At 72.2% G+C, this 26905-nt stretch carries 22 protein-coding genes; 5 read left to right on the top strand and 17 right to left on the bottom strand.

The features are described 5' to 3' along the window. Positions 1–96 precede the first annotated feature (96 nt). On the bottom strand, positions 97–1965 hold the full coding sequence (locus AB0I42_RS08040; protein WP_357535239.1) for a S8 family serine peptidase: 1869 nt from the start codon (positions 1963–1965) through the stop codon (positions 97–99). A 218-nt stretch (positions 1966–2183) separates the two neighbouring features. Between AB0I42_RS08040 and AB0I42_RS08035 the strand changes: the two genes are divergently transcribed. Beyond that, positions 2184–2837 (top strand): hypothetical protein, encoded by a 654-nt coding sequence (locus AB0I42_RS08035; protein ID WP_357535237.1) that lies wholly within the window; start codon positions 2184–2186, stop codon positions 2835–2837. Here the strand turns inward: AB0I42_RS08035 and AB0I42_RS08030 are convergent. The 3 genes from AB0I42_RS08030 to AB0I42_RS08020 form a co-directional block, all read right to left on the bottom strand. Then, positions 2794–3186 carry a hypothetical protein gene (locus tag AB0I42_RS08030; protein ID WP_357535270.1) on the bottom strand — a complete coding sequence of 131 codons (393 nt, stop codon included), beginning with the start codon at positions 3184–3186 and terminating at the stop codon, positions 2794–2796. The genes AB0I42_RS08035 and AB0I42_RS08030 overlap by 44 nt on opposite strands. 141 nt (positions 3187–3327) lie before the next feature. Then, positions 3328–3549: a DUF397 domain-containing protein gene (locus AB0I42_RS08025; RefSeq protein WP_357535268.1), complete on the bottom strand. Its 222-nt coding sequence runs from the start codon at positions 3547–3549 to the stop codon at positions 3328–3330. Further along, positions 3519–4400 carry a helix-turn-helix transcriptional regulator gene (locus tag AB0I42_RS08020; protein ID WP_357535235.1) on the bottom strand — a complete coding sequence of 294 codons (882 nt, stop codon included), beginning with the start codon at positions 4398–4400 and terminating at the stop codon, positions 3519–3521. The genes AB0I42_RS08025 and AB0I42_RS08020 overlap by 31 nt, the downstream gene beginning before the upstream one ends. 522 nt (positions 4401–4922) lie before the next feature. Here AB0I42_RS08020 and AB0I42_RS08015 point away from each other — a divergent pair. Next, positions 4923–5189: a hypothetical protein gene (locus AB0I42_RS08015; protein WP_357535233.1), complete on the top strand. Its 267-nt coding sequence runs from the start codon at positions 4923–4925 to the stop codon at positions 5187–5189. Between the two features lie 114 nt (positions 5190–5303). Beyond that, positions 5304–5993: a hypothetical protein gene (locus AB0I42_RS08010; RefSeq protein ID WP_357535232.1), complete on the top strand. Its 690-nt coding sequence runs from the start codon at positions 5304–5306 to the stop codon at positions 5991–5993. Between the two features lie 7 nt (positions 5994–6000). Here the strand turns inward: AB0I42_RS08010 and AB0I42_RS08005 are convergent, their stop codons facing one another. Beyond that, positions 6001–6858 carry a PASTA domain-containing protein gene (locus AB0I42_RS08005; RefSeq protein ID WP_357535230.1) on the bottom strand — a complete coding sequence of 286 codons (858 nt, stop codon included), beginning with the start codon at positions 6856–6858 and terminating at the stop codon, positions 6001–6003. 105 nt (positions 6859–6963) lie between these two features. Then, complete coding sequence (locus AB0I42_RS08000) at positions 6964–7479, bottom strand: PASTA domain-containing protein (protein ID WP_357535229.1); 516 nt, start codon at positions 7477–7479, stop codon at positions 6964–6966. 233 nt (positions 7480–7712) lie between these two features. Here AB0I42_RS08000 and AB0I42_RS07995 point away from each other — a divergent pair, with 233 nt between their 5' ends. Continuing rightward, the gene (locus tag AB0I42_RS07995) at positions 7713–9338 is read left to right on the top strand and encodes a hypothetical protein (RefSeq protein WP_357535227.1); all 1626 of its coding nucleotides are present in this window, start codon (positions 7713–7715) and stop codon (positions 9336–9338) included. Positions 9339–9383: 45 nt separating this feature from the next. Here the strand turns inward: AB0I42_RS07995 and AB0I42_RS07990 are convergent, their stop codons facing one another. Together AB0I42_RS07990 and AB0I42_RS07985 are read right to left on the bottom strand one after the other, a co-directional pair. Beyond that, positions 9384–10862 (bottom strand): glutamate--cysteine ligase, encoded by a 1479-nt coding sequence (locus AB0I42_RS07990; protein ID WP_357535225.1) that lies wholly within the window; start codon positions 10860–10862, stop codon positions 9384–9386. 253 nt (positions 10863–11115) lie between these two features. Further along, positions 11116–11691 carry a YceI family protein gene (locus AB0I42_RS07985; RefSeq protein WP_357535223.1) on the bottom strand — a complete coding sequence of 192 codons (576 nt, stop codon included), beginning with the start codon at positions 11689–11691 and terminating at the stop codon, positions 11116–11118. Positions 11692–11794: 103 nt separating this feature from the next. Here AB0I42_RS07985 and AB0I42_RS07980 point away from each other — a divergent pair, with 103 nt between their 5' ends. After that, complete coding sequence (locus AB0I42_RS07980) at positions 11795–12295, top strand: MarR family transcriptional regulator (RefSeq protein ID WP_357535221.1); 501 nt, start codon at positions 11795–11797, stop codon at positions 12293–12295. A 256-nt stretch (positions 12296–12551) separates the two neighbouring features. On the opposite strand, the gene AB0I42_RS07975 is transcribed toward AB0I42_RS07980, so the two are convergent. The 9 genes from AB0I42_RS07975 to AB0I42_RS07935 all read right to left on the bottom strand — a co-directional run bounded on the left by AB0I42_RS07975 (position 12552) and on the right by AB0I42_RS07935 (position 26839). Continuing rightward, positions 12552–15212, bottom strand: a complete 2661-nt coding sequence (locus tag AB0I42_RS07975) for a helix-turn-helix domain-containing protein (protein ID WP_357535220.1) — start codon at positions 15210–15212, stop codon at positions 12552–12554. Between the two features lie 108 nt (positions 15213–15320). Continuing rightward, positions 15321–17720: an MMPL family transporter gene (locus AB0I42_RS07970; protein ID WP_357535218.1), complete on the bottom strand. Its 2400-nt coding sequence runs from the start codon at positions 17718–17720 to the stop codon at positions 15321–15323. A 163-nt stretch (positions 17721–17883) separates the two neighbouring features. After that, positions 17884–19032 carry an acyl-CoA dehydrogenase family protein gene (locus AB0I42_RS07965; RefSeq protein WP_357535216.1) on the bottom strand — a complete coding sequence of 383 codons (1149 nt, stop codon included), beginning with the start codon at positions 19030–19032 and terminating at the stop codon, positions 17884–17886. A 63-nt stretch (positions 19033–19095) separates the two neighbouring features. Then, positions 19096–20628 (bottom strand): acyl-CoA carboxylase subunit beta, encoded by a 1533-nt coding sequence (locus AB0I42_RS07960; protein WP_357535214.1) that lies wholly within the window; start codon positions 20626–20628, stop codon positions 19096–19098. Between the two features lie 143 nt (positions 20629–20771). Continuing rightward, complete coding sequence (locus AB0I42_RS07955; protein WP_357535213.1) at positions 20772–22103, bottom strand: hypothetical protein; 1332 nt, start codon at positions 22101–22103, stop codon at positions 20772–20774. A 314-nt stretch (positions 22104–22417) separates the two neighbouring features. Then, on the bottom strand, positions 22418–23620 hold the full coding sequence (locus AB0I42_RS07950) for a hypothetical protein (RefSeq protein WP_357535211.1): 1203 nt from the start codon (positions 23618–23620) through the stop codon (positions 22418–22420). A 127-nt stretch (positions 23621–23747) separates the two neighbouring features. Further along, positions 23748–24656: a hydroxymethylglutaryl-CoA lyase gene (locus AB0I42_RS07945; RefSeq protein ID WP_357535209.1), complete on the bottom strand. Its 909-nt coding sequence runs from the start codon at positions 24654–24656 to the stop codon at positions 23748–23750. Positions 24657–24802: 146 nt separating this feature from the next. Next, positions 24803–26140 carry a biotin carboxylase N-terminal domain-containing protein gene (locus AB0I42_RS07940; RefSeq protein ID WP_357535207.1) on the bottom strand — a complete coding sequence of 446 codons (1338 nt, stop codon included), beginning with the start codon at positions 26138–26140 and terminating at the stop codon, positions 24803–24805. A gap of 69 nt (positions 26141–26209) precedes the next feature. Continuing rightward, a complete protein-coding gene (locus AB0I42_RS07935; RefSeq protein ID WP_357535205.1) occupies positions 26210–26839 on the bottom strand; it encodes a helix-turn-helix domain-containing protein in 630 nt (209 codons plus the stop codon). Positions 26840–26905 lie beyond the last annotated feature (66 nt).

Below are 26905 nucleotides of genomic sequence, written 5' to 3'. Positions count from 1 at the left end.
GGAGGCGACGGGGCACGCTGGGACCCGCCCGCCGCGTCCTGCCCCGACGCGTACGCCGAACACGGCATCGACCCCGGCCTGGAGACCAGCCTGCGACTAGAGCGTCAGGGTCCAGGTGTTGATGTAGCCGGTGTCCGCCAGGTAGACGTCACGGACCTGGAGTCGCCAGGTGCCGTTGGCCGCCTCCGACGACAGGTTCACCGTGTACGTCGTGTTGACGTTGTCGGCGCTGTCCGAGGCGCTGCTGTTCTTCAGCCGGTACGACGTCCCGTCCGGAGCCAGCAGGTCGACGACCAGGTCACCGCGGTAGGTGTGGACGATGTTCACGGCCACCCGCGAGGTCGCCGAGGCGTTGCGGTTGCAGCCGCTGATCACGATGCTGCTGGTCACCGCCGAGCCGCCGTCCGGGATGGCCACGTCGGTGCCGTTGGTGCCGGAGCAGCCGCCACCGGTACCGGTTACCGTCAGGGTGTACGTCGCCGTCCGGGTGCCGGCCGCGCCGCTGCCGTTGACCGAGACGGTGTACGTCCCGGCCGCGGTGCTCGCCGTGGTGGCGATGGTCAGCGTCGAGGAGCCGCCCGAGGTGACGCTGGCCGGGCTGAACGAGGCGGTCGCCCCGCTCGGCAGGCCGCTGGCGGACAGGCTGACCGCCTGCGGCGAGCCGGCCGTGGTGGCGGTGGAGACGGTGGCGGTCACCGAGCCGCCCGCCACGACCGAGCCGGAGGTCGGCGCGACGGAGACCGAGAAGTTGTTCGTCGGCGGGGGGGTCGTGCCACCGACGAAGAGCAGCCGGTTCGGGGTTCCGGTGCCGACGTTGGTGACCACGTTCGGGGTGGACGTGTTCACCAGTTCGTCGCGAACCTGCTGCGGCGTCCAGGTCGGGTTCTGCGACAGGACCAGCGCGGCCGCGCCCGCGACGTGCGGGGAGGCCATCGACGTACCGCTGATCGAGTTCGTGGCGCTGTCGTTGGTGTGCCACGCCGAGGGGATGCTCACGCCGGGCGCGAGGATGTCGACGCAGGTGCCGAAGTTGGAGAAGCTCGCGGCCGCGTCGTTGCTCTGGGTCGCACCGACGGTGATCGCGGCCGGGACCCGGGCCGGCGAGTAGTTGCAGGCGTTCTGGCGCTGGCCGAAGATGTTGCCGTTACCGGCGGCCACGACGTAGGTGATGCCTTCGTCGATCGAGTTCTGGACCGCCAGGTCGACCGAGCTGTCGGCGGGGCCGCCGAGGCTCATGTTCGCCACGGCCGGCAGGACCGCGTTCGCGGTCACCCAGTCGATGCCGTCGATGACCCCGGCGTAGGTGCCGTTGCCGCTGCAGTCGAGGACGCGTACGCCGACGATCTGCACGTCCTTGGCAACGCCGTACGAGGTGCCGCCGACGGTGCCGGCGACGTGGGTGCCGTGCCCGTTGCAGTCGTCGGCGGTTCCGCCGTCGACCGCGTCGTAGCCACTGCTCGCCTGGTTGAAGTCGTTGTGGCTGGTCCGTACCCCGGTGTCGATGACGTAGGCGCGGACGCCGCTGCCCTCGTTCGGGTAGGTGTACGAGCTGTTCAGCGGCAGGTTGGGCTGGTCGATACGGTCGAGGCCCCAGGACGGCGGGTTGGGCTGGGTGCCGGCCAGCGAGACGGTGTGGTTCTGCTCGACGAACGCCACCGACGGGTGGGCCGCGAGGCGGGCCGCCGACCTGGCGTCGAGCCGGGCCTCGAAGCCGCGCAGCGCCGAGCTGTAGGTGCGGGCGATCGAGCCGCCGTACTGGCCGGCCAGGCTGCTGGCCGTCGTGTCGACGCTGGCGCGGCTGACCGCGCTGTCCTTGAGCACGACGATGTAGCTGTCCGCGACCGCGGTGGCGCCGCCCGCGTTGCGGATGGTTCCGGTGGGTTCCGCGGCGAGCGCCGGGGTGGCGGCCGCGATGGCGGTCAGCGCGGCTACGCCGACCAGAACGGTTCTACGTGGGAGATTCATCTCCCGTCCTCCCCTCCGACCGGCCCGGACCGTCCGCTCGCTGGAGACGAGGGATCAGTGATGGCCGATCAAGGTGAGGTTATGGAACCAGGTAACCATAACGATAGATGTCGAAATTTATATATCACTTTGTGATGCCCCCTACGGGGCGTCCATAGGGGCCTAACCGGGACCATGCCCTGATCCCCCGGCGGCCGGGACGGGAAAGACTTGTCGTCGTGAACATCGAGCTCGCGACCCTGCTCGCGGTCGCCGCCGTCTGGCTCACCGCCGGCGTCGTCGCCGACGGTCTCCCAGCGGTCGGCACCGCCCGTGGCCTGCGCCGCCGTACCGCGTTGCTCGTGATGCTGGCCGGAACCGGCCTCGCCGCCATGGCGGGCGTCGCGGCCGTCGCACTGGTCACCACGGACGTCGCCGCCGACCAGGCTCTCCGGGCACTGGCCCTGCCGGCCGTGCCGGCCGTCGTCGTGGCGGTGGCCACCACCCGCCGGCTCCTCCGGCTGCACCGCGGCGCGGGCGCCTTCGCCAGCGCGCCACACACCCCGGCGCCGCCGGCGCTGCGGGCCGCCGCGGCCCATCCCCTGCTCGCCATGCCGCTACAGGTCGCCGGGCTGCTCACGCTGCCCGCGACGGTGACCGCGGCCGGCCTGGCCGAGCTGACCGGGCCGACGATGCTCGGACTGGTGCTCACCGCGGCGGTGCTGGCCGGGGCCAGCATCGGGATACGCCACTCCCTGCGACACAGCCGCCTCGCCGCGCATGCCGTGACGGTGCTGCGGGCCGGCCGCACCGCCCGCCGGGTCGGCCCGGCCCCCGCCGTCGCGGCCGTCAACGCGGGCGGGCGGCGTCCTGCAGGTACAGCAGTTCGATGACCGAACGGGTGGCCTCGAACCAGCGGTCGAGCCACCCCGGATCCGGCAGGGTCCCCTTCGGCGGCAACTCCAGCAGCAGTCCGCGCAGCAACGGGTGGTCGGCCATCCGCTGACCGGCCGGCTCGTCCCAGCTCGGCAGCGGAAAGGCCGGGTCGGCGAGACCGTCGAGTTCGAGCCCGGGAAGCTTCGGCGCCCGGTCGACGGCGGACATCCCGTTACGCGGGGCGTCACCCTTCGCCGGCCCGTCCTCCGCCAGTCCGCCGTCGCGCCGGCCACCCCGGTACGGCCCGGGGAACCGCTCCTGCGTCGTCGCTCCGTTACCCAGGTTGTTCTGCCCTAACGTCATGATCTTTCGCCTGCCTAACTCGGTGGCGTCCCGCCGCGGGGGCAATCGGTGCTGCGGCGGGTGGCCCGGCATCCGCCGCGCCATCTTTTACAACGACGCGGCGGGAGGCAGGCGACGGTGGTGATCCGTTCGCCGCCGGCCGGGCTAGCTCGCGACGAACCCGCCGACCCGGGCGCCGCCGACGAAGGCGGCCCACTCGCGCGGGTCGAAGATCAGCGCCGGCCCCGTCGGGTCCTTGGAGTCCCGCACCGCCACCACGCCCGCCAACTGGGCGACCTCGACGCAGTTGTCGCAGTTGGGGCCGCTGCGTGAACTCTTCCGCCACACCGCCCGGGTCAGGTCCACCCGGAACTCTTCGGTCTCGATCTCCACAATGGCTCCTCTGCAAGCTTGGCGATGGCTGCCACGGACTCCTCCGGACGCAGTGCCGCCGCTCGGATGTGATCGAAGATGAAGACGTACTTGCGTAGTTCCTCGGCCTTCTCCAGGAAGAGTCCCCCGGTGGCGTTCTCGGCGTACACCACACCGGGGTCAAGTGCCTCGGCGAAGTCGAGAATGGTGAACGTACCGTCCATGCCGGCGTGCGCCCCCACCTCGAACGGCAGGATCTGCAACGTCACGTTCGGCAGGTCGGCGGCCTCGACGAGCCGCGCCAACTGGGCGCGCATCACCTCGTCGCCACCAACCGGGCGACTGACCACCGCCTCGTCCAGTACCACCCACACCTCGATCGGATCGTCCTGGGTCAATAACGACTGGCGCTGCAGTCGGACGCGGACCCGCCGCTCGACCTCCTCGGCGGTGATGTCCGGGCGGGCCGAACGGATCATCGCCTTCGCGTAGTCACCGGTCTGCAACAGGCCGGGCACCACCTGCTGCTCGTACGCCCGCACCGAGCGGGCCGCGGCCTCGAGACCGACGTACGCACCGGTCAGGACCGTGCTGTACGGATGCCACCATCCCTTCTGCCGGGCCTCCCTGGCGATCTGCACCAGTTCCTCGCCCTCGGGGCCGACGACGCCGTAGATGCCCAGCATGTCCGCGACGTCGCGGGGCGTCGCGCTGGTGTGGCCGGTTTCGATCCGGGAGATCTTCGACGAGGAGCACCGCAGCCGCTCGGCGACCATCTCGATGGTGACCCCGGCATCTTCCCGGCGCCGCCGCAGCTCGGCGCCGAGCCGGCGGCGCCGGACGGTCGGACTCCGGCGCTCAGTCACCGGACACGATCTTCCACAGCACGCCCCAGTGTGTCGCCCGGCCGTATGTGACGGCAACCGGAGGACCTACCCCCCGATCGAGGCACGGGTGAATCGAGAACTGCAACTTGCATGAATCATGCCGTTCGTGCAGGCTGTCCGTACGGGTCGAATCACTCAGAGTTCCGACAGAAGATCGCTGAAGTCCCACGACACTTAAACGATCAAGGTGCCGGCGGGCTGCGCGTCCATCACTACGGCAAAACGGCACCACCACATTCCGCGGTCAAAGCCTCGCCGCTGTAAGCCGAGCTGCCACGGCGGCGGGTGCGGGACCACGCGGATTGAGCACTCGGCCGGGTCGGCGCGGATGCCGGCATCGACGGGACAGTTGCCCGACACTCAAGCGCCGATCCGGCCGGTGCTCCACCCGCCGCCACCCCGGCCGGGTGCCCCGACACCGCCACGAGCGCGGCGAGCAATTCGCGATGGTCCATAGTTGTCCCGGACCGGACAATTAGTCCTTTCCAGACAGGAGTCGATGTGCTTCCCCGCTCCGGCGACGTCCTCCATGTGACCCGTGCGGCAAGCGTCCAGTTCACCGAGCCCATCCTCTTCCGGGTGATCCGGGTGCACGACTGGACGACGTACGACGGCTGGGCCTGGCTCGACGGCTACGAACTGAACGCCGCGGGCGAGGCCGTCGACCGTCGATCGATCTTCGTCCAGTTGAGTGGGCTGCGCCAGCTGCGCCCCAACGCGGGACCACGGGGACGGGTCGTCAAGCCGAGCCCGGTTCGCACCGGCTGACCGGAATCTCGCCGTTCGGCCCGGACGGCGGTTCGGCCGGCATAGACTCGGCACACCCACCCAGCACGTTTGCTTCCTCGCCCGTGGCCCGGACCCCGAACCTGGGGGACCGCCATGCCCATCACCGCGCCGAGGCATCCACACCTGATCGGGTCGCCGGCCGACCCGCCGGACCGCCACCGTCCGACCAGGACACTCGTGGCCGTCGGCGCCGTGTTCGTCAGCCTGTCCGCGGCGGTCCTGGCCGGGACGGCGGCTGCCGGCCACGCCGGACCGGCCGGCCACGGCATGGCCGCGAACGCGGTGACCCCGACCTGGTCCGACCCGTCGACCGGCACCTCGCCGGGCGCCTCCCCGACGGTCGAGCCGACCCGGTCCATCGAGCCGACGCCGTCCACCGACCCGACCCCCGCCAGCCCGTCGCCGTCCGGCACCCCCACGCCGGCACCGACCCGGTCGACCCCGCCCAGTTCCGCACCGTCGGGGCCGGTGCCGTCCGCCGACGGTCACGGCGGTGGCGCCGACGGGCCACGGCAGATCACCCCGATCACCCCGTCGGACGCGGCGTGGCGCGGTGCCGGCGCCGGCTTCGGCGGGCCGACTCCGACCCGGTCGGCGCCGGCCGCGACGGCACGGCCGGACATGCCGGCCGCCGCACCGGTCGAAACCGTGCCGGTACGGTCCACCGCGGCGGACCGCCGGCCGGAAGACCACCGGCGCACGCTGGTCTACTCGGGAATCTTCGGCCTGGCCATCGCCACCACCGGACTGGCGATGGTCGGCTGGCGCCGCCAGCACTGGTGAGCGGGTGTCAGCCGCCCGGCGTCACCGACGGCGTCGGGCTCACCGTCGGGGTGACCGTCGGCGCCGGCGCCTGTGCGATGACGAGCGTGACCTGCTCGCCCGGTGGAACCTCGGTGCCGACCCCGGGCTGCACCTCGATGACGGTTCCCGGCGCCTCGTCGGAGTCGCGGAACTCCAGGCCGTAGGTCAGCCCGAACTGGTCCAGCAGACCTCGGGCGACAGCCTCCGGCAGTCCCAGCACCGGCGGCACCTCGACGGTCTCCGGCTCGCTCGGGCTGGGGCTGGCCGAGGCCGTGGTCGGCGCGGCCGAGGTGGGTGACGGCGACGGGCTCGGCGATCCGGTCGTCGCCGAGGGGGACGGGGTGACCGGTCCCCCGTCGTCACCCGTCGAGCCCACGATCAGCCAGATGCCGAAGCCGAGTACGGCCAGCAGCAGCAACGCCACGACACCCGCGACGATCGGCAGCCACCACCGACGGGGACCCCGGTCGACCTCGTCCCACTCCACCTGCTCGACCGTCGCGGGAGCCGGGGTACGTGGCGCGGCGCCGGGTGGTGGCACGCCGGCCCGGCCGGACCACACGTCGCCGCCCACCCGGTCGCCACCGCCGAACTGTGCGGTCCGGTCGTCGCCGAGCCGGGCGGTCCGGTCGTCACCGGCCGGCAAGGGTGCGGTCGAGTCGGCGTCGGGGCCGGCTCCGTGGACGGTGGTGGCATCGGGCCCGCCGGGCCTCGCCGCCGCTGCCGGCCCCCCGGTGACGTCCGGCCCGTCGTCGTCGGTGACCGGGTCGAAGGGACGGGTCTGGTCCGGTGCGCCGTCCGACCGATCCGGCGGGTGCACACCGTCACGCGGCTCGTCGGCCATCACAGGTCCTCCCCACGTGGAACCCATCCACGTGGATCCAACCTATCCGGCCGACCGGGCGTCTGCCGTCGACCGTGATCACCGGGTGTGTCCGGATCCGGTCGCTCAGTCGTCGCCTTCGTCGCCGCCGTCACTCTCGGACGGGCTGGGACCGCCCGGCCGACCGTTGTCACAGGTGATGATCACCGGTTGCCCCTGTCGGACCTGGACGCCGGCATCCGGACTCTGCCGGTCCACCTTTCCCCGACCGATCAGCAGGGCCGGCGGCCGAAGACCGGCCTCCTTCAGCTCCTCGACCGCCTCTTCGCATTCCATGCCGAGCACATCCGGCATCGGCATCGACTCGGGCGGCGCGGACGAGCTGGCCGACGGCGAGGGCGTGGGGGACTCGGTCGGTTCGTCCTGCCGGTCCGGCGCCTGCTGGCTCGTCGTGACCGAGGGGGTCGGACCGCCCGGATTCGCGTTCGAGTCGCTCTCCGAGCCGGCGGCCGCCCAGCCGGCGGTCGCCCCGACCACGGCGAGCACGACCGTCAACACCGCCGCCCCGGCCAGCACGCCGGGCCGGGTCAGCTCCTGCCGCGTCCCGCCCGGTGCTCCCCAGGAACCGTTTCCGTCCGTCATGCCGACTTCCCGTCCATCATGCCGCCCACTGTCCCACCTGTCCGACGGCCTGCCGACCCGCCGCAACCATGATCCGACGCGATCGATGCTCCGCCAATCCAGAATCCGACCGGTTCGAGTCTGCAAGACGGGCGCGACCACGACCAACCACGCCAGCCTTTCGGGGTCGGTCGGCCCGGTGCCGCGCGTACGACGACTCGCCCGACTGGCGGCCGAACGATACGCTGCCCCGCATGGCCGTACGAGGCTGGGGAGGGCCGATCGCCACCGCGGTCGGCAGTGCAGCGGGTGCTGGCGCCGCGCAGCTGGGTCTGGGCTACGGCCTCGGCATCATCACCTGGGTTCCGGCGACCGGGGCCGGCGGCGACGCAGGCTGGGTCGCGAGCCTGGCCTGGGCGGCGTGGATCGCCGCGACTTCGACGATCATCGGCGCGATCTGTGCCGAACGGCTCAGCACACCGGTCGGTGAGCGGCCCGCCGACGACGACCATGTGACCCTCGCCACCACCCTGTGGCGGATCGCGATCGCCGTCGCGGCCGCGGTCGGGGCGCTGGTCACGGTCGCGCTCGTGGCCGTACCGGCCCGGGCGGCCAGTCGCGCCGACACCTTCTCGCCCCAGACCATCGCGGCCGGCTACGCCGTCGTCGGCGTCGTCGGGGGCCTGCTGGTGGCGATCTGGGCACTCGCCTCGCGGGCCGTGGCACGCAACGTCGTCGCCACCGTCGGCTGGCTGTGGCTGCTCGCCGTGATCGCCGTGGTCGACGGGGTCCTGTCGGGGCGCGGCCTGACCAGCGCCCAGCTCGGCGTGTGGCAGATCACCAACGACAGCGAGCGGTTCTGGATCCGTGACTACTTCTACTGGCCCGGCGCCGCGCTGGCCCTCGGCTCCGCCCTGGTGATCGGGGTGCTCGCCGCCTGGCCCTCGGCGCGGCTGGCCCGCACCCGGGTCGGCACCGCTGTCTCCGGAGGTATCGGCCCGCTGCTGGTGGCCGCCGCCTACTTCCTCGCCGCGCCCCGACTGGCCGGCATCCAGGCCGAGCAGCTTTCCGCGCACCTGCTGGCGCCGTACGCGGTGATCGCCGGTCTCGCCGGGTCGGTGCTGGTGACCGCCCTCGCCCAGCGGACCGAGAGCCGTAACCGGGCGGCGGCCGGGTCCGGGGACGACACCACCGAGCCGCCGGCCGACGGGGAGTCGGGTGCCGGGCCGGACACCACCGACGCCGACCAGGCCGATGCCCGTTCCGCGCCACCGGTCCCGTCCACCCAGCCGATCCCGTCCACCCAGCCGGTCGGGGGAGCCTCGGGCGCCGTGGCGGTCAAGGCCGGCGCCCCGGCTCCGGCCGACGCCGCGACGCCGACGAAGGCCACCGGACCGGGCGGCACTCCCGAACTCACGAAATCACCCGCGCCGGCCAAGGTCACCGGATCGGCGAAGCCGGTAGCGCCGTCGCCCCGCGCGGCGAAGGCCGCCGGCACGAAACCCGCCGCTCCGAAACCCGCCGCTCCGAAGCCGGCCGCCGCAAAGGCCGCCCCGAAGGCCGCGGCCAAGCCGGCCAAGGCGCCCGCGCCGACTCAGCCCGCCCCGGTGGCGCCCACCCCGGTGCAACCCCCACCGGCGCCGCCGGCGCCGGCCCGGCCGGACGCCGACCTGGCGGACGACGCGTACGCGCCGTCGCGGGCGTACGTCTCGGAGACGTCCGGTGCCGGGACCACCGCGCCGACGGCCGGTGCTGCCGGCGGCGCCCCGCCGCAACCGCTGTGGCCGACGGGCACCCTGCCCGGCGCCGAGCCGGAACCGGCGCCCGAGGAGTCGAAGGCGATGAGCAGGCTGCGCCGGCTCGGCCGCCGCTCCCGCTGAGCCGCGCCCGACGCGACCTGCCGACCGCCGGAGACGGCGTACGGGTCAGTCGATCGGCCAGGTGTGGACGGGTTCGTTGGTGTGCTGGAGATCGCCGTAGCACTGGAGCATGTAGCGCAGCGCGGCCGGACGGTCCATTCCCCGCTGGTGTTCGGCGGCCCACACCGCCTCGGCCTGCCAGACCGCGCCGTTGCGGCCGGTACGGCAGCGCTGCTCGATGATGCCGAGCAGCCGGTCGCGGTGCGCGCGGTCGACCCCGAACCGGTCGAGTCCCGCGTACGCCTTCGGTAGCAGGACCTCCAGCACCAGGTCGGTGACCGGCGTCTCGCCCAGCCCGGGCCACTGGACGGTCGCCGCGATGCCCCGCCGGGCCGCGACGTGGAAGTTCTCCTCGGCGGTGGCGAACGGCATCTGACTCCAGATCGGACGGTCGGCTTCGGCGAGTTCGCGGGAGAGCCCGAGGTAGAAGGCGGCGTTGGCGAGCATGTCGACGACGGTGGGTCCGGCCGGCAGCACCCGGTTCTCCACCCGCAGGTGCGGGCGGCCGTTCATGATGTCGTAGACCGGCCGGTTCCACCGGTAGATGGTGCCGTTGTGCAGCCGAAGCTCGCTGAGCAGCGGTACGCCGCCGTCGTGCAGCACCTCGACCGGGTCCTCGTCGTCGCAGATCGGCAGCAGCGGCGGGAAGTAGCGGACGTTCTCCTCGAAGAGGTCGAAGATCGAGGTGATCCACCGTTCGCCGAACCACACCCGTGGTCGTACGCCCTGGGCCTTGAGCTCGTCGGGCCGGGTGTCGGTGGCCTGCTCGAAGAGGGCGATGCGGGTCTCGGCCCAGAGTTGCCGGCCGTACAGGAACGGGGAGTTCGCCCCGATCGCGACCTGGACCCCGGCGATCGCCTGGGAGGCGTTCCAGTAGTTCGCGAAGCTGTCCGGCGCCACCTGCAGGTGGAACTGGACGCTGGTGCACGCCGCCTCCGGCGCGATCGAGTCGGTGTGGGTGCTCAGCCGCTCGACGCCCCGGATGTCGAGCTGGAGGTCCTCGCCACGGGCGGCGACGATCTGGTCGTTCAGCGCCCGGTAGCGCTCGTTGGTGGAGAGGTTGTCGAGCACGAGGTGCTGCGGGGTCAGGGTCGGCAGCATGCCGATCAGGATGATGGTCGAGTCGGCCTTGACCGCCCGGTCCTCGGCCCGGCCGAGGCTGTCCTGGAGGTCGGCCTCGTAGTCGGCGAAGCCGTCGCCCTCGATGAGCCGCGGTCGGGCGTTGAGTTCGAGGTTGAACTGCCCCAGTTCGGTCTGGAACGTGGGATCGGCGAGGTTGGCCAGGATCTCCGCGTTGCGCATGGCCGGGTCGGCGTTGGCGTCGACCAGGTTGAGTTCGATCTCCAGGCCGGTGGTGGGCCGGTCGGCGTCGAAGCCGAAGTCGTCGAGCATCAGCGCGAAGACGTCCAGACATCGGCGTACTTTTTGCCGATATCGGACGCGATCCTCGCGCGAGAATGCGTCCGGCGTGAGGTCCCTGCCCATGTTGCCCTCCCCGGCGCAGAGCTGTCCCAGCGCGATCACATGTCCGCATGCCCATCCAACCGCGCGACTAACCGATTCTGGTGAAGCCGCAACCGCGCAGAGTGGGGGACAAAACAGGCACACGTCACCCCTGCGTAAGCGGGGGGAAGCGCTACGTCCACCTTTTCATACGCCGATCCGGTCTCCTACCCAGAGAAGCGCCCCGGTGACCGTGGGCACGATCACCGGGGCGCTTCCGAGCGCTGCGCGAAGGTCAGGCCTGACGGATGGCCTCACCCTCGATCTCGATCTTGACCTTCTTGCCGACCATCACGCCACCGGACTCCAGCGCGACGTTCCAGGTCAGACCGAAGTCCTCCCGGTCGATCTCGGTGGCGGCGGAGAAGCCGAACACGTCGAAGCCGTACGGGCTGCGGCCGGCGCCCTCGAACTCGACGGCCAGCTCGACCTGGCGGGTGACGTCCTTGATGGTGAGGTCGCCGGTCAGGACGAACTCGTTGCCGCTGTGCGACTTCACGCCGGTGCTGCGGAACTCCAGCGTCGGGTACTTGTCGGCCTCGAGGAAGTCGCCGGTGCGCAGGTGGTTGTCGCGGTCAGCCTGGCCGGTGCTGATGCTCGCGGCCTGGATCGTGGCGACGACGGACGACTGCAGCGGGTCCTCGCCGATCGTGACCGTCGCCGTCGCCTCGGTGAACTCACCACGAACCTTGCTCACCATGAGGTGCCGGGCAACGAAGCCGACCCGCTTGTGGGCCTGGTCGAGCTCGAAGGTGCCGGCGGTCGGGATGGTCAGGCCGTCCCAGGAGCGGGTGTTCGTGTCGGTGGTCATTGTCGTTGCCCTCCAGGAGCAGATCGGGTCTTGAGCCGTTGGCTGACTCAGCAACTATAGTCGTCTCAATATTCCGCGTGTCAAGTATTGCTAGGATGGGGCCGTGACCGAGAACCCGCTGGACGACTTCCGGCTTACCGCGATGGGCCTCTTCATGGAGGCGTACGCCGGTCTGGCCGCGCGGTTCGCGACCCAGTTCGAGGAGCACGACCTCTCCCCGGTCGAGTTCGAGGTACTCATGCGCCTCGCCCGGTCTCCCGGCCAGCAACTCAGGATGACCGACCTCGCCGCCCAGACCACACTGTCCACCAGTGGCGTCACCCGGGTGGTCGACCGGATGGAACGCGACGGGCTGCTCTGCCGGCGGGCCTGCCCCTCCGACCGGCGCAGTTCCTATGCCGCGATCACGGACGCCGGGCTCGCCCGGCTGAGCGAGGTTCTCCCCGGTCACCTCGAACTGATCCGCCAGTGGTTCACCGGTCAACTCAGCCCGGAAGCGCTCGCCGGCATGCTCGACTCGCTGCGCGCCGTACGCGACGCGGTGCATCCCGGGGCGACGGCGGGCACGGCGGAACGGGGCCACTGCCCGGATTCCGCCGCCTAGATCCGGTCACCGGCAGAAAGACCGGCAGAACTGTTCGGGGCAGACCTCAAACACCTAGCAACTGGACAGAACACCCGTATCAGCCAACTACAGTGCACCGAACACAGACAGCACGGGGGGTGCGACGCGGGCGCGGGAGCCGACGGCTCCGCTGGGGGGCGATTCCGCCCGCGTCAACCGGGGGCGCGTCGACGACCGGCGCCGGCCAGCCGAAAGGCGGCCAGCGCCGGTCGTCCGCGCCGGGTCGACCACCCGGTCACTGGGCGGGGGCGGCCGTACCGTTGCGGCGCGGAACCCCACCCGACGAGCGGATCAGCGCCCGCTCCCCTGGCAACAACGTGATCCCACCCTCGACGCAGACCGCCGCCAGCCGGTCGCGCACCGCTGTCCGCTCCGGTGGGTCGTCCGTCGTGGCCACCAGTCCCACCAGGGCTTCCGCCACATCCCGAAGGTCGTGGCCGCTGGCGTACGTCCGCGCGGCCACCGCGTACCACTCGGCGGCGAGTTCCCGGTCGCCACGCCGCAGCGCGATGGTGGCCTCGATCGAGGCACAGGCGCCGTAGCCGGCCGGAAGTTCCCGGATCGCCCCCGGGTCCGGCCCGTCCGCCGGACCCGGCTCGGCCAGCGCACCCGCCGGTCCGGCCCGTAACTCCGCCAGCACCGCCGACGCCTCGCCCAGCCGATCGTCCTGGGCCAGCGCCAACCCGACCGTACCGAGCACCCGCCGCCGGTGTCCGGGGTCGCCGAGGTCGGCCAGGGCCGCACTGGCCCGCCGGCCGAGGGTCACCGCGTCGGCGTACCGGCCGTCCAGCCGGGCGACCTCGGCGAGGTTCGCCACGGTCAACGCCCGCAGCCGGTCGTCGCCGCACTGGGCCGCCAACTGGTCTACGGCGGCCAGCCGGCGCCGGGCCGCCCGCAGGTCACCGACCCGGATCTCGTGCCAGGTCAGGTTGTTCTGCGCCACCGCCAGGTCCCGTACCCGGCCGCTGCGGTTGGCGAGCGCGAGCACCGCCTCACCGTGCCGGCGGGCCCGGTCGTAGCCGCCGGCGGCCGTCCACACCCGACAGAGGATCGTGTGGGCGGCCAGCTCCCCCGACACGTCACCCACCTCCTGGAAGGTGGCCAGCGCCTCCTGGATCGCCGGCAGCTCCTGCCGGCCGGCGTGGTGCTCGGCGGCGAGCTGCCCGAGCCCGACCTTGGCCCAGGCGCGGGTCGTCGGGTCGGCGTCGGCCGTACGCGGATCGTCGAGGACCCGGCGCAGCCACTGCCGGCCGGCGACGTCGCGGCCCCGGAACCGCCACCAGCGGGGTAGCCGGGACGCGAGGAAGAGCGCGGTGTGCGGGTCGTCGTTCGCCGAGTGGGCGAGCGCGGCCGACAGGTCGCTGCTCACCTCGTCGAGCCGCCCGACCCCGGCCGGCAGGTTCGCTCCGCTGAGTTCACCGGCGATCCGGCCGGCCAGCCGGGCGAAGATCGTCGCGTGCCGACGCCGGATGGCCGTCGTCTCCCCCATCGCCGCCGCCTGTTCGACGGCGAAGTCCCGTACGACGTCGAGCAGCCGGAACCGGTACGGACCGGAGCCACGCACGCTGAGCAGTCCGAGCGCGACCAGCCGGTCGAGCAACGGCACCTGGTCGGCGGTGCCGACCGGCTGGCCGTCCGGGCCGGACACGTCGGCCAGCATCGCCTCGCCCAGTTCGACCGACCAGCGGTTACGGAACGCCGAGAGCCGGCGCAGCGCCGCCTGCTCCCCGGGTTCGAGCAGCCGGTAGCTGGCGGCCACCGCGTCACGCAGGCTGACGGCGACCGCCTCCCGGGTGGCCGGTCGGCTGGCGAGGTCGAGCACCCGGTCGCCGTACCGGTCGAGCATTTCGTTCAGGTCGAGGACGCGGCCCCGGGCGGCGGCGAGTTCGAGGGCGAGGGGCAGGCCGCCGAGCCGTCGTACGAGGTCGGCCAGGGCCCTGACCTCACCGGGGTCGAGCGGGTCCCGGCGTACCTGGCGTAGCCGGGCCAGGAAGAGTACGGCCGCCGGGTAGCGGGCGACCGACGCGAGATCGGTGCCGGCCTCGACCGGTGGCACCTCCAGCGGGGCGACCGGCCAGACCCGCTCGCCGGGTACGCCGACCGGGTGCCGCCCGGTGGCGAGGATCCGCAGCGTGGGTGCTGACGTGGCGAGGGACCGCAGGATCTCGGCGACCGCGTCGGGGGCCCGTTCGACGGCGTCGACGACCAGCAACGCGGGCGCACCGGCGAGCCGGGCGGCGAGGTCCGCGGACCGGCCGACGCCGAAGACGGTCGCGATCGCGGCGAGCACCTCCCCGGGCGAGGACTCCTCGGTGACCACTATCCCGGCCACACCACCGGGGTGGGCGGCGCCGAGCCGCTCGCCGACGGCCAGGGCCAGCCCGGTCTTGCCGACCCCGGCGAGCCCGACCAGGTTGACGATGCCCGCCGCCGGGCCGGCGGTGATCAGGTCGGCGAGTTCGGCCACGTCGGTGTCCCGGCCGACCAGTTTCACGGGCGCGGGCAGCCCGAAGGTGTGCGGTACGGGCTCGGCCGCCGGCGCGGTGGTCGGTCCGCCGTCGGCCGGCGCACCGCTGGCGGTCGATGCCGGAAGCGCGGTGGCACCACGGGCGGCGACCAGAAAGGCGTCCCGGTCGGCTCCGGTCAGGCCGAGCGCGGTGGCGAGCAGCGCGACGGTGGTCCGCTGGGGCCGGGACGACCGGCCGCGTTCGAGGTCGCGGACGGTGCGTACGCCGATGCCGGCACGGGCGGCCAGGTCGGCCTGGGTCAGTCCGGCCGCGAGACGGCGCTGGCGAAGCAACTCGTCGAAACCGGCCACGCCCTGGTCACGGCCCTGGGCGGACGGATCGGTCGACTGCCCGTTCGGGTCGCAGTCGTCATGATCCGGGAGGGTCATGGGTCGGAAGGGTACGCAGTGGCCGGACCCTGTGGAGCCGAGCGTCGCGGTGCCGACCGAGACTGACGCGGATACCCGACAGAAGGTTGACGGCGACGGCTGGGCGGGTCAGCGGTTGGCGCTCTCCTCGGCCGTGGCGCGGGCGCCGCCGCCGGTTTCCGCCCCGGCGGAACCCGGTGCCGCCGGGACCCGGGGCGACGGCGGGGTGGCCCGACCGACCGCGGTTTTCCGGCCGGCGTCGCTTCCGGCCAGTGCCACCGCCGGGGTCACCGTACGGTCGGCGAACAGCCGCTCGTGCAGGCGGCGCAACGGCGCGGGCGCCCACCAGTTCCATTCGCCGAGCAGGCTCATCAGCGCGGGCAGCAGCAGCCCCCGTACGACGGTGACGTCGAGGATCACGGCGACCGCCATGCCGAACCCGATCTCCTTGACCGCGGTCAGTTCGCCGAGCAGGAAGCCGAGGAACACGATCGTGATGCAGACCGCGGCCGCCGTCACCACCGGGCCGGTGTGCCGGATGCCGTCCAGCACGGCCCGGTCGCTGGCCTGGGCACGGGCCTGCGGCGTGTGCCGGCCCGACCAGCGGGTCCACTCTTCGCGGATCCGGCCGAGCAGGAACACCTCGTAGTCCATGGTCAGGCCGAACACGAAGACGAAGAGCAGGATCGGCGTGGTCAGGTCGATGGCCCCCCACGACTCGACGCCGATCAGCGGGGCGCCGATCCCCCACTGGAAGACGACGACCAGCAGGCCGAGGGTGGCGAGCAGGGTCAGCACGTTCATCAGCAGCGCCTTGACCGGGATCACCACCGAGCCGGTCAGGGCGAACATCAGTACGGCGGTGGCCAGCAGCAGCACCAGCACGGCCAGCGGCAGCCGGGACGTCACCGACGACTGGTAGTCGACCAGTTCGGCCGCCGGACCGCCGACCAGGATCGGGAACGGGGTGTCCAGTTCCCGGATCTGGCGGACGACCTCGCGGGACGCCGGGCCGCCGGTCTCCCCCTCCGGGGTCACGTCGATCACGGCGGCGTTGCCCGGCACGTCGGGCCGGGGCTGCATCCGGATCACGTTCGGCATGGTGTTGAGCTGGTTCAGCAGGTCGCGTACGGCCGCGGTGGCCGGGTCGGTCTCGACGACCACGACGACCGGCGCGGCGCGGCCGGCCTGGAAGTCGCGCAGCACCACGTCGTGCACCTGCCGGGCCTCCATCGACGCGGGCAGCGCGCGGGCGTCGGAGTTGGCGAGGTTGGCGCCAAACACAAACGGGGCGGCGAGCAGGAGCAGCACCAGCGAGACGCCGATCGCCACCGGCTTCGGGCGGCGCTGTGCGTAGCCGGCGAGCCGGGCGAGCAGTCCGTCGGGCGTACCCGGGGCGCCCTGACCGGCGGCGGCCCGGCGGGCGGCACCGGCCGGAACGGGGTTACGGCGGGAGAGGAGCCGGCGCACCGGGCCGGTGACGGTGGCGACCACCCGGCTGATCCGGGTGTCGGCACCGGGAGCGGGGATACGCCGGTGGCCGACGGCGATCAGTGCCGGCACCGCGGTGAGCCCGACCAGGGTCGCGAGTACGACGACCAGCGCGCCGCCGAGCGCCATCGCGGCGAGCAGCGGCTCGGCGAAGGCGAAGAGCCCGACCATGGCGGCGCCGACGGCAAGGCCGGAGACGAGTACGGCCCGACCGGCGGTGGCGGTCGTCCGGGCGAGCAGTTCGGCCGGTGGCGCGTCGGGGTCGGCGGCACGTTCCTCGCGGAACCGGGCGATCAGCAGCAGCGCGTAGTCGACGGCGAGCCCGATGCCGAGCAGCGTGACCACGTTGACGGCGAACTCGCTGACCTGCATGACGGTGGCCAGGCCGAGCAGGCCGAGCAGCGTGACGGCGACGGCGCCGAGCGCGGCGGCCAGCGGGATCACCCCGGCGACGAACCCGCCGAGGATGACGACCAGCGCGACGAGCAGCACGACGAGGGCGATCGACTCGCCGATCGTGGCGTCGCGGATCGCCTGGTCGGCGAAGGCCCGCTCGGCGAGTTTCTCGCCGCCGACCAGCACCTCGGGGGCGTCGATGCCGCGCAGCAGGGCGACGACCTGGTCCTCGAGCCGCTCGCGTTCGGCGTCCGGCAGTTCGTCGGCGAGTTCGACGACGACCAGGCTGCTGGAGTTGTCGGCGCCGATCTGGCCGCCGGCCGAGTTGTAGACGTCGTCGACCTCGATCACGCCGGGCAGGTCGCGGATCTCGTTCGTGATCCGGGTGACGCTCTCGACCAGCGGCGGGTCGTAGATCTCACGGTCGCGTACGACCGCGACGACGGTGGTGCCCTCGGGCAGCAGTTCCTTGACCCGCCGCTCGGCACGCTGCGACTCGGCGTCGGCGCGCAGGCTGTCGGTCGCGCCGAGCCGGTCGAAGACCTGGCCGCCGAGGACGGCGCCGGCCAGGACGAGGACCAGCCAACCGCCCAGGACGGGCCAGCGCCAGCGCCACATCAACCGTCCGAGAGCAGCGAACATGACCGGGTTCCTCCGTGGCGAACACCGCGCCGGCGTACGTCGCCCGCGCACCCGGGGACGCGATGCCCGCGTCACCCCGGGTGATGGAAGCACCAAACCGGTCGGCTCCGCCAGTCAGCTTTCGGTCGAACCAGCCAGCTTTCGGCGGAAATTGCCACCCCCGTTACAGCCCGAGGTCCCTCGCGATGATCATGCGCTGCACCTCGGACGTGCCCTCGCCGATCTCCAGGATCTTCGAGTCACGCCAGAACCGGGCGACCGGGAACTCGTTCATGAAGCCGTACCCGCCGTGGATCTGGGTCGCCTCCCGGGCGTTGTCGACGGCGGTTTCGCTGGAGAGCAGCTTGGCGATGGCGGCCTGGCGCTTGAAGTCGGCGCCGGCCAGCATCCGGGCCGCCGCGTCGTAGTAGGCCAGCCGGGCGGTGTGCGCCCGCATCTCCATGTCGGCGATCTTGAACTGGATGGCCTGGAAGTTGCCGATCGGCCGGCCGAAGGCGTGCCGCTCCCTGGCGTACTTGATCGATTCGTCGACGCAGCCCTGGGCCAGGCCGACGCCGAGCGCGGCGATGGCGATGCGGCCCTCGTCGAGGATGCGCAGGAACTGGGCGAAGCCCCGGCCGCGCTCACCGAGCAGGTTCTCCGCCGGCACCCGGCAGTCGTCGAAGGACAGCTCGTGGGTGTCGGAGGCGCACCAGCCGACCTTGGAATAGCCCGGCTGGACGGTGAAGCCGGGGGTGCCGGACGGCACGATGATGGTCGACAGCTCCTTGGACCCGTCGGGGTTGGTCCCGGTGACGGCGGTGACGGTCACCAGCGCGGTGATGTCGGTGCCGGAGTTGGTGATGAACGCCTTCGACCCGTTGATCACCCAGTGGTCGCCGTCGAGGACGGCGCGGGTCGCCGTACCGCCGGCGTCGGAGCCGAAGCCCGGCTCGGTGAGGCCGAAGGCGGCCAGCGCCTCGCCGCTGGTCAGCATCGGCAGCCAGCGGGCCTTCTGGGCGTCGCTACCGAAGCGGTGGATGGGCATCGCGCCCAGCGAGACGGCGGCCTCCAGGGTGATCGCCACGCTCGAGTCGACCCGGGCCAGTTCCTCCAGGGCCAGGCAGAGGGCGAAGTAGTCACCGCCCATCCCGCCGTGCTCCTCGGGGAACGGCAGGCCGAACAGCCCCATCTTCCCCATCTGCCGGACGACCTCGTACGGGAAGGTGTGGTTCTCGTAGTGCTCGGCGATGACCGGCGCCACCACCTCGTGGGCGAACTCCCGAACGCTGCTCCGCAGTGCCTCGTGCTCCTCGGTGAGCCTGAAGTCCATCGGTTCCTCCTGGCAGGTGTTGCTGGGGAAACCGGCGCGGGGCTCGTGACGCCGCGCCGGGGGTCAGACGGGGGTGACGCCGTGCCGGCGCCGCGAGAAGCCGCGGTCCTTGTGGCGGGCGGCGGCGAATCGCCGGACGAGTTCGGCGCGCAGGTCGGCAGGTTCGACGATGGTGTCCACGACGAGTTCGCTCGCCAGCCGGACGATGTCGATGTCGCGCTCGTACTCCTCGCGCCGGGCGGCCACGAAGGCCGCCCGCTCGTCCGGGTCGGCGATCGCCGCGATCTTGTTGGCGTAGACGGCGTTGACGGCGGCCTCCGCGCCCATCACGGCGATCTTCGCGGTGGGCAGCGCGATGGTGGCGTCCGGCTCGAAGCCCGGGCCGGCCATCGCGTAGAGGCCGGCGCCGTACGCCTTGCGGACCACGACACAGATCTTGGGTACGGTCGCCTCGGAGATCGCGGTGATCATCTTGGCGCCGTGCCGGATGATGCCCTGCTTCTCCACGGCCGTGCCGACCATGAACCCGGGTACGTCGGACAGGAACAGCAGCGGCACGTTGAAGGCGTCGCAGAGCTGCACGAAGCGGGCCGCCTTGTCGGCGGAGTCGACGAAGAGCACGCCGCCCTTGAACATCGAGTTGTTGGCGACCACGCCGACCACCTCGCCGTCGAGGCGGCCGAACCCGATGGTCAGCTCCTTGGCCCACAGTGCCTGGATCTCCAGGAACGATCCCTCGTCGAGCAGGCCCTTGGCGTAGCGGCGCATGTCGAACGCCTGCCGCTCGCTGGCCGGCACCAGCGCGGCGAGATCCACGTTGGACGGCGCGGGCGCGGCGGTGGCGGCCGGCGGCCGCTGGGTCCAGTTGGCCGGCAGGTAGGACAGGTAGCGCCGGACGACGTCGAGCGCGTCGGCCTCGGTCTTGCACAGGAAGTGACCGACCCCAGACTCGGCACAGTGGACCTTCGCGCCGCCCATCGCCTCCAGCGTGGTCTTCTCCCCGGTGACCATCTCGACCATCCGGTCCGAGCCGAGATACATGCTGGCGTTGCCCTCGACCATGGCGACCACGTCGCAGAACGCCGGGATGTAGGCGCCACCGGCGGCCGACGGGCCGAACAGTGCGCAGACCTGCGGGATGGAGCCGGAGGCGCGGACCTGGTTCCAGAAGATCTTGCCGGCGCCGCGCCGGCCGGGGAACAGGTCGACCTGGTCGGTGATCCGGGCCCCGGCGGAGTCGACCAGATAGACCATCGGCAGCCCGGCGTCGTACGCCCGCTCGATGATCCGGATGATCTTCTCGACCGTGCGGGCGCCCCAGCTGCCGGCCTTCACCGTGGAGTCGTTGGCCATCAGGCAGACCTGCCGGCCGTCGATCTCGGCCGTGCCGGTGACGACCCCGTCGGCGGGCAGTCCCTCGGCGCCGGCGTTGGCGTAGAGCCCGTCCTCGACGAAGGTGTCCTCGTCGACGAGCAGCGCGATCCGTTCGCGGGCGAAAAGCTTGCCCTTGGCCGCGTTCGCGGCGTGGTATTTCTCCGCGCCACCGGCCCGGACCCGCTTGCGGAGCTGCTCCAGTGCCTCGCCGTCGAGCGTCACGCCGACTCCCCTGCCCGCAGTGAACTGAACGATCGTTAGCGTACCCGACCGGGTACGACGGAAGGGGCCTCCGGTGGTACCGGAGGCCCCTTCGTCATACGTCAGGCCGGATCACCCTCGGTTCGGGTGAGTGCCCGGACGGCTCACTGCTCGGCCGAAGCCCCGCCCTCGCTCGCCGCGAACGCGACACCACCGGCGCCGGCGACCGCGTTGCCGCTCACGTTCGCCACGGTCTGCACCGGGGCGAAGACCTGGGTGCCGTTGCCGATCCCGTAGTTGCCCATGGTGATCAGGTCGACGCCACCGCCGTTGGAGCCGTAGCCCTCCTCGGCCGCGGCCGTGGTGCGGGCCGGCTTCTTGGTGCCCAGGTTGGTGTCGGCGACGGCCGGCACACCCTTGCCCAGGCTGCCGACGACCGGCAGGCCGGCGACGACGGGCAGGCTGTCCAGGATCGGCAGCGCCTCTTCCTTCGAGGTCGACTCCAGCTCGGCGGACGCGCCACCCTCGCTGCCCGCGAAGGCCACGCCACCGGCGGCCGAGACCGCGTTGCCGCTGAGCTCACCCACGAGCTGGATCGGCGTGTACGCCTGGGTGCCGTTGCCGATGCCGTAGTTGTCGCTGGTCAGCATCGTGGTGCCGCCACGGCTCTCGTTCTCGGCGCTCGCGCCGCCGTCGCAGGCCGCGAAGGAGACCCCGCCCAGCCCGGCGACGCTGTTGCCGCACACGTCGATCACGGTCTGCACCGGGGCGTACACCTGGGTGCCGTTGCCGATCCCGTAGTTGCCGGTCGAGACCATGTTGGTGCCGCCGCCGCGACGCCCCTCGAGCCGGGTGCTCTCCTGCTCGGCGCTCGCGCCACCGTCGCACTCGGCGAAGGCGACCCCGCCCAGCGCCGGGATGGCCAGGCCGCACACATTGATCACGGTCTGGATCGGGGCGTAGACCTGGGTCCCGTTCAGGATTCCGTAGTTGCCGGAGGAGACGATGTTCGTCGCGGCCTTGTCCCAACGGCCCTCGGTCCGCTCGGTCGTGGCCTCGCGGGCGGAGTAGTAGCCGCCCCCGTTACCGTTCTCCTCGCCCATCGAGGCGTCCGCGCCACCGTCGCAGGCCGCGAAGGCCACGCCGCCCACGCCCGACACGCCGTTGCCGCAGACGTCGGCGACGGCCTGGACCGGCGCGACGGCCTGGGTGCCGTTGCCGATCCCGTAGTTGTCGAAGCTGACGACGTCGCCGACGCCCTCGTTGGTGGCCGAGGCGCCGCCGTCGCAGGCCGCGAAGGAGACACCGGCCGCCCCGGCGACCCCGTTGCCGCAGACGTCGACCACGGCCTGGACCGGCGCGACGGCCTGGGTGCCGTTGCCGATGCCGAAGTTGTTGCCCGTGATCACGTCGGCCGACGCGGCGGTCTGGGTGAGGAGCAGACCACCCGCGGCCAGGACGCCAACGCTCAGGGACTTACGAACCCACGTCTTCATGGTGAGGTAAAAGCCTCTCGGTAATTTTCAGAAGAATGTCATTCGAATTCAGTTTTGATTCCGGAATCGAGGCGAGCTCTACCCTTTCCGGAGGTGTCGCATTTGTTTTCGGGCGCGGCGGTGCTGGCCCGGTTGTTGCCAACCGTCTGCCTTTGCCGCCTGTCGACGCGCGCCCTGCCGTGCCTGTGTTTCGTGGAGTTGCCGCATTCATCGGCGGCGGAATGTCGGGCCGGGCCGCTTGGGTGGGTCGTACGACCCGGGCGGCGCGGCGGCCGCACCCGTGCCCGTCGGACCGACGGGTCGGGGTGTCGCCCCTAGTCGGGCGAGAAGGTCGGGGACTCGGCGACGATGCCGAGCGCCTCGACCTCGGTCGAAACCGGGAGCCGGTGGAACGCCACCGGGTTGCCGGCGACCGCGGAGGGGATCACGGCGAAGGCGCCGCCCTCCGAGGGGGATCCGGCACCCGCCGGAATCCCGTGCCCTGCCGAACCGAGATAACCCCGGACCGGGGCGGGCAGGTCAGGTGCCTGACCGGCACCCGTACGCGCGACCGCCGCAGCGGCCGGGCGCTGGTCCGTACCGGCGTACTGCCGCAGTACGGAGTGGACGGTTCCGGTACCTGCCTCCGCCATGCCGTCGCCGGCGGCCGTTCCCGTTACGGGCGTACGGATGGCGTCGGAACCGGGGACCCCGGACCGTCCAGGCTCTTCCGCGACCCCGGGAAGGTCTCCGGTGCCGCCCGCCCGGAGTCCGCCCACCGCGTCGGCGACCGGCGCTGTCACGGCGGACAGCAGGGCGGTGACCGGGGCGAGGACGAAGTCGAGCGGGGCGACGACCGGGTCGATCGCCGAGGTGAGCGGGGTGAGCAGACCCGCCGGGCCGGTCAGCGCATCGGTGAGCCCGAGCGGAGCGACCAACCCGTCGACGACACCGATCACGCCGGTGACGCCACTGGCGCCCGACGCCGACCGGGTCGGTGTGGCGTCCCGCGCCGGTGCCGCGGTGGCAGAGCCGCCCGAGGCACCGGCGATGGTCGCCGGGTCGCCGGCCGGCACGCCACCCCCCGGCCCGCTGGCCGGGGAGTTCGTGACCGGGTCGGCGGTCGTGGTGGTCCCGCCGGGCAGGACCACCGAGGTCACGCCGTCCGCGGGAGCCAGCAGGTCGCCGGCGAGCGTCGACGTGGTCCCGAGCAGCGAGCCGGAGGCCGTGCCCAGGGTGTCGGTGACCGGGACGAGCGGCGTCGACTCCTCCGGCACCCCGACGAGCGGGGTGAGCGAGACGAGCGACGACGCCTGGTCGTCCACGGAGTGGGTGTCCGCCTGCGCGGCGTGCGCGGCGGCACCGCAGAGCAGCCAGGCCGCTCCGGCGAATCCACCGACGACGAGCGCACGCAGCCCGGTCCGCGCCGCGGACCGGATGCGGTCGGTACGCCCCGTCCGGCTGGACGGTGCGGTCGAAGGAACACGCGTCGGCCGCGACGCCGTGCGCTGGTTGCGCTCGACCTCCGACCGGATCATGTTCCGCCTCTCGTCGTCGACCAAATTCTGTGGCGATCTGCCCGGATTAGATCCGTTATGACCGCCACTGCAATTGGTAACGAAGAGATCCCCGAGGGGTCACGCCGCCATTTGGAAAAACTCCGAACTACCCGAGACGTGTACGCGGACCGGCCCGCAACACCCCGGACGGCAACTGACGGCCGACGATCTCCTCGGCGTACGCCGCGACCTCGATCAGCCGGTCGAGATCGATCCCGGTGTCGACCCCCATGTCATGGAGCATGTGCACCACCTCCTCGGTGGCCACGTTCCCGCTGGCCCCGGGTGCGTACGGGCAGCCGCCCAGCCCGCCGACACTGGCATCGAACTCGGTCACCCCCAGCTCCAGCGCGGCCAGCAGGTTCGCCAGTGCCGTACCCCGGGTGTTGTGGAAGTGCAGCAGCATCGGCACGTCGGGCTGCCGGTCACGGACAGCGGTGACCAGCTCGCGGACCCGGCGCGGCGTGCCCATGCCCGTCGTGTCGCCGAACGCGACCCGGTCGGCCCCGTCGGCGACCACCCGGTCGACGATCCCGGCCACCCGGGCCGGGTCGACGTCCCCCTCGTACGGGCAGCCGAAGCTGGTCGCCACGATCACCTCGGCGGTGGCACCCGCGTCGTGCAGCAGCGTGATCAGTCCGGCGATGTCGTCGAGCGACTCGGCCGTCGACCGGTTGACGTTGCGCCGGTTGTGCGTGTCGCTGGCCGAGACCACCACCTCGACCTCGGTGAACCCGGCGGCCAGCGCACGCTGCGCGCCCCGCGAGTTCGGCACCAGCGCCGAGTAGCGGACCCCGTCGACCGGGGTGGCACCGGACCAGACCTCGTCGGCGTCGGCCATCTGCGGGATCGCCTTGGGGTGCACGAACGAGACCGCCTCGATCCGGCCCACCCCGGTGCCCGACAGTGCGTCCAGGAGCCTGATCTTGGCCCCGGTCGGCACCGGGTCCTCGTTCTGCAACCCGTCGCGCGGACCCACCTCGCGGATCGATACCTTCGCCGGCAACTCGCCCATCGACGCGCACCTCCCTGTGCTCACCGTCCATATAACCGCACCGCACTGCCTGCGACGTGATCAAGGACTAGTCGTGCCCGTTTCGCCAGGTTCGGGGCGCAACTAGTCCTTGATCAACGCGCGCACCCACCGGGAATGCGGGACGGTCAGCGCATGCGGGCGACGATGCCGGTGTCGTAGTCGCCAGAGACGAACTCGGCGTTGTCGAGCAGCTCGGCGAAGAACGGCAGGTTGCACTTCGGGCCGGCCACCTCGAACCCGGCCACCGCCGCCCGGGCCCGCTCCAGCGCCTGCGCCCGGTCGGCGCCGTACACGATCAGCTTGGCCAGCAGGGAGTCGTAGAACGGGGTGACGGTGTTGCCCGCCACGTAGCCGGCGTCGACGCGTACGCCCTCGCCGACCGGCTCGATCCAGGTCTTCACCGCGCCCGGGCCGGGCAGGAACCGCTTCGGGTCCTCGGCGTTGATCCGCAGCTCGATCGCGTGCCCCCGGGCGGTCAGCGCGTCGGGGTCGAAGGTCGGCGGCAGCCCCGCCGCCACCCGCAGCTGCTCCTCGACCAGATCGACCCCGTAGACCAGCTCGGTCACCGGGTGCTCGACCTGGAGCCGGGTGTTCATCTCCAGGAAAAAGAACTCGCCGCTGGCCGGATCGAGCAGGCATTCGACCGTACCCGCGTTGCGGTAGCCGACCGCCTCGCCGGCCCGTACGGCCGCGGCCAGGAAGCGTTCGCGCAGCTGCGGGGTCACCGCTGGCGACGGCGACTCCTCGACCAGCTTCTGGTTGCGGCGCTGCACCGAGCACTCCCGCTCGCCGAGCGCCACCACCCGGCCGTCGGCCAGGCCGAGGATCTGCACCTCGACGTGGCGTACCCGGGGAAAGAAGCGCTCGATCAGCACCGAACCGTCGCCGAACATCCGCTCGGCGAAGCCGCGCACCTTCTCGTACTCGCCGCGCAGGGCGGCCTCGTCGACGGCGACGCCCATGCCCATGCCGCCCCCGCCGGCGGCGGCCTTGACCATGACGGGGTAGCCGATGGTGGTCGCCGCGTCGAGCGCCGCCTCGACCGTCCCGGCCGGATCGGTGGTGCCGGCGGCGACCGGGACGCCGGCCGCCGCCATCAGGTTGCGGGCATTGATCTTGTCGCCCATCGCGGTGATCGCGTCGGCGCCCGGGCCGACCCAGACCAGGCCGGCGTCGGAGACGGTACGGGCGAAGTCGGCGTTCTCCGACAGGAAGCCGTAGCCGGGGTGGATCGCCTGGGCACCGGTGTCCTTCGCCGCGGCCATGATCGCTTCGGTGTTGCGGTAGCTCAGCGCGGGGTTGGCCGGCCCGACGCAGACCGCCTCGTCGGCCTCGGTCACGAACGGCAGGTCCGCGTCGGCGTCGGAGTGCACCGCGATCGCCCGCACGCCCAGCCGGCGGGCGGTACGGATGATCCGGCGGGCGATCTCGCCCCGGTTGGCGACGAGCAGCGACTCGATCATTGATGCCCTTTCCTCGTTGAAACAGGCGTCCGGCAACGGATGATCAGAAGATCACGCCGAGGCCGTGGATCAAGAATCGCTGGCGGCACGCAGCGCGGCCAGTGTCGCGGCGCGCAGCAAGCTGGCCCGCCGCTGCCGGTCGACCTCGCCGCCGAGGAACGGCGTGGAGTTCATCAGACCGAACGCGGCGTGCGCGAGCACCCGACTCTCCGCGGCGACCAGCCCGGGATGCAGCCCGGTCAGCACGGTCACCCACTCCTCCACGTAGAGCCGCTGCAACCGCCGGATCTGCCGGCGCGGTTCGTCGGGCAGGCGGTCCAGCTCGTGCAGGTGCAGGGCGATGACCGCCGGATTGGCCAGCGCGAAGTCGACGTGGAAGTTGACCAGGGACTGCAACGCCGCGTCCGGGTCGTCGGGATGCTCGGCGACCCGCTGGCGGCCGCCTTCGAGCAGGCTCTCGCTGACCGGGATGAGCGCGGCGACCAGCATCGCCTCCTTGCCGGCGAAGTGGTGATAGAGCGCCGGGCCGGTGACCCCGGCGGCCGAGCCGATGTCGTCCATCGAAACGCCGTGGTAGCCGCGCGCGGCGAAGAGCCCGACCGCGATGTCCAGGATCTCGTCACGACGGGACCTGCGCCGGGCGGCGGGCTGGGCCGCCTCCCCTGCCCTGGCCGCGTCCGCGGCGCCGGCCGATGTCATCGGATGCTCCACCCTCACGCGGTCAGCGTAGCCCTTTGTCAATCCCTGGTTCACCCACGAATCCAC

It is taken from the genome of Polymorphospora sp. NPDC050346, from assembly GCF_040655695.1.
Lineage (GTDB): Bacteria > Actinomycetota > Actinomycetes > Mycobacteriales > Micromonosporaceae > Polymorphospora > Polymorphospora lycopeni.
Note: the sequence above shows the minus strand (reverse complement) of the source record. Positions and strands in the feature narration are given on the sequence as shown.

Excerpts from the sequence above, each read along its gene's own strand:
- AB0I42_RS08040 (WP_357535239.1), bottom strand. The coding sequence starts at position 1,965 with ATGAATCTCCCACGTAGAACCGTTCTGGTCGGCGTAGCCGCGCTGACC.
- AB0I42_RS08010 (WP_357535232.1), top strand. The coding sequence starts at position 5,304 with ATGCCCATCACCGCGCCGAGGCATCCACACCTGATCGGGTCGCCGGCC.
- AB0I42_RS08005 (WP_357535230.1), bottom strand. The coding sequence starts at position 6,858 with ATGGCCGACGAGCCGCGTGACGGTGTGCACCCGCCGGATCGGTCGGAC.
- AB0I42_RS08000 (WP_357535229.1), bottom strand. The coding sequence starts at position 7,479 with ATGACGGACGGAAACGGTTCCTGGGGAGCACCGGGCGGGACGCGGCAG.
- AB0I42_RS07995 (WP_357535227.1), top strand. The coding sequence starts at position 7,713 with ATGGCCGTACGAGGCTGGGGAGGGCCGATCGCCACCGCGGTCGGCAGT.
- AB0I42_RS07990 (WP_357535225.1), bottom strand. The coding sequence starts at position 10,862 with ATGGGCAGGGACCTCACGCCGGACGCATTCTCGCGCGAGGATCGCGTC.
- AB0I42_RS07985 (WP_357535223.1), bottom strand. The coding sequence starts at position 11,691 with ATGACCACCGACACGAACACCCGCTCCTGGGACGGCCTGACCATCCCG.
- AB0I42_RS07975 (WP_357535220.1), bottom strand. The coding sequence starts at position 15,212 with ATGACCCTCCCGGATCATGACGACTGCGACCCGAACGGGCAGTCGACC.
- AB0I42_RS07970 (WP_357535218.1), bottom strand. The coding sequence starts at position 17,720 with ATGTTCGCTGCTCTCGGACGGTTGATGTGGCGCTGGCGCTGGCCCGTC.
- AB0I42_RS07965 (WP_357535216.1), bottom strand. The coding sequence starts at position 19,032 with ATGGACTTCAGGCTCACCGAGGAGCACGAGGCACTGCGGAGCAGCGTT.
- AB0I42_RS07955 (WP_357535213.1), bottom strand. The coding sequence starts at position 22,103 with ATGAAGACGTGGGTTCGTAAGTCCCTGAGCGTTGGCGTCCTGGCCGCG.
- AB0I42_RS07950 (WP_357535211.1), bottom strand. The coding sequence starts at position 23,620 with ATGATCCGGTCGGAGGTCGAGCGCAACCAGCGCACGGCGTCGCGGCCG.
- AB0I42_RS07945 (WP_357535209.1), bottom strand. The coding sequence starts at position 24,656 with ATGGGCGAGTTGCCGGCGAAGGTATCGATCCGCGAGGTGGGTCCGCGC.
- AB0I42_RS07940 (WP_357535207.1), bottom strand. The coding sequence starts at position 26,140 with ATGATCGAGTCGCTGCTCGTCGCCAACCGGGGCGAGATCGCCCGCCGG.
- AB0I42_RS07935 (WP_357535205.1), bottom strand. The coding sequence starts at position 26,839 with ATGACATCGGCCGGCGCCGCGGACGCGGCCAGGGCAGGGGAGGCGGCC.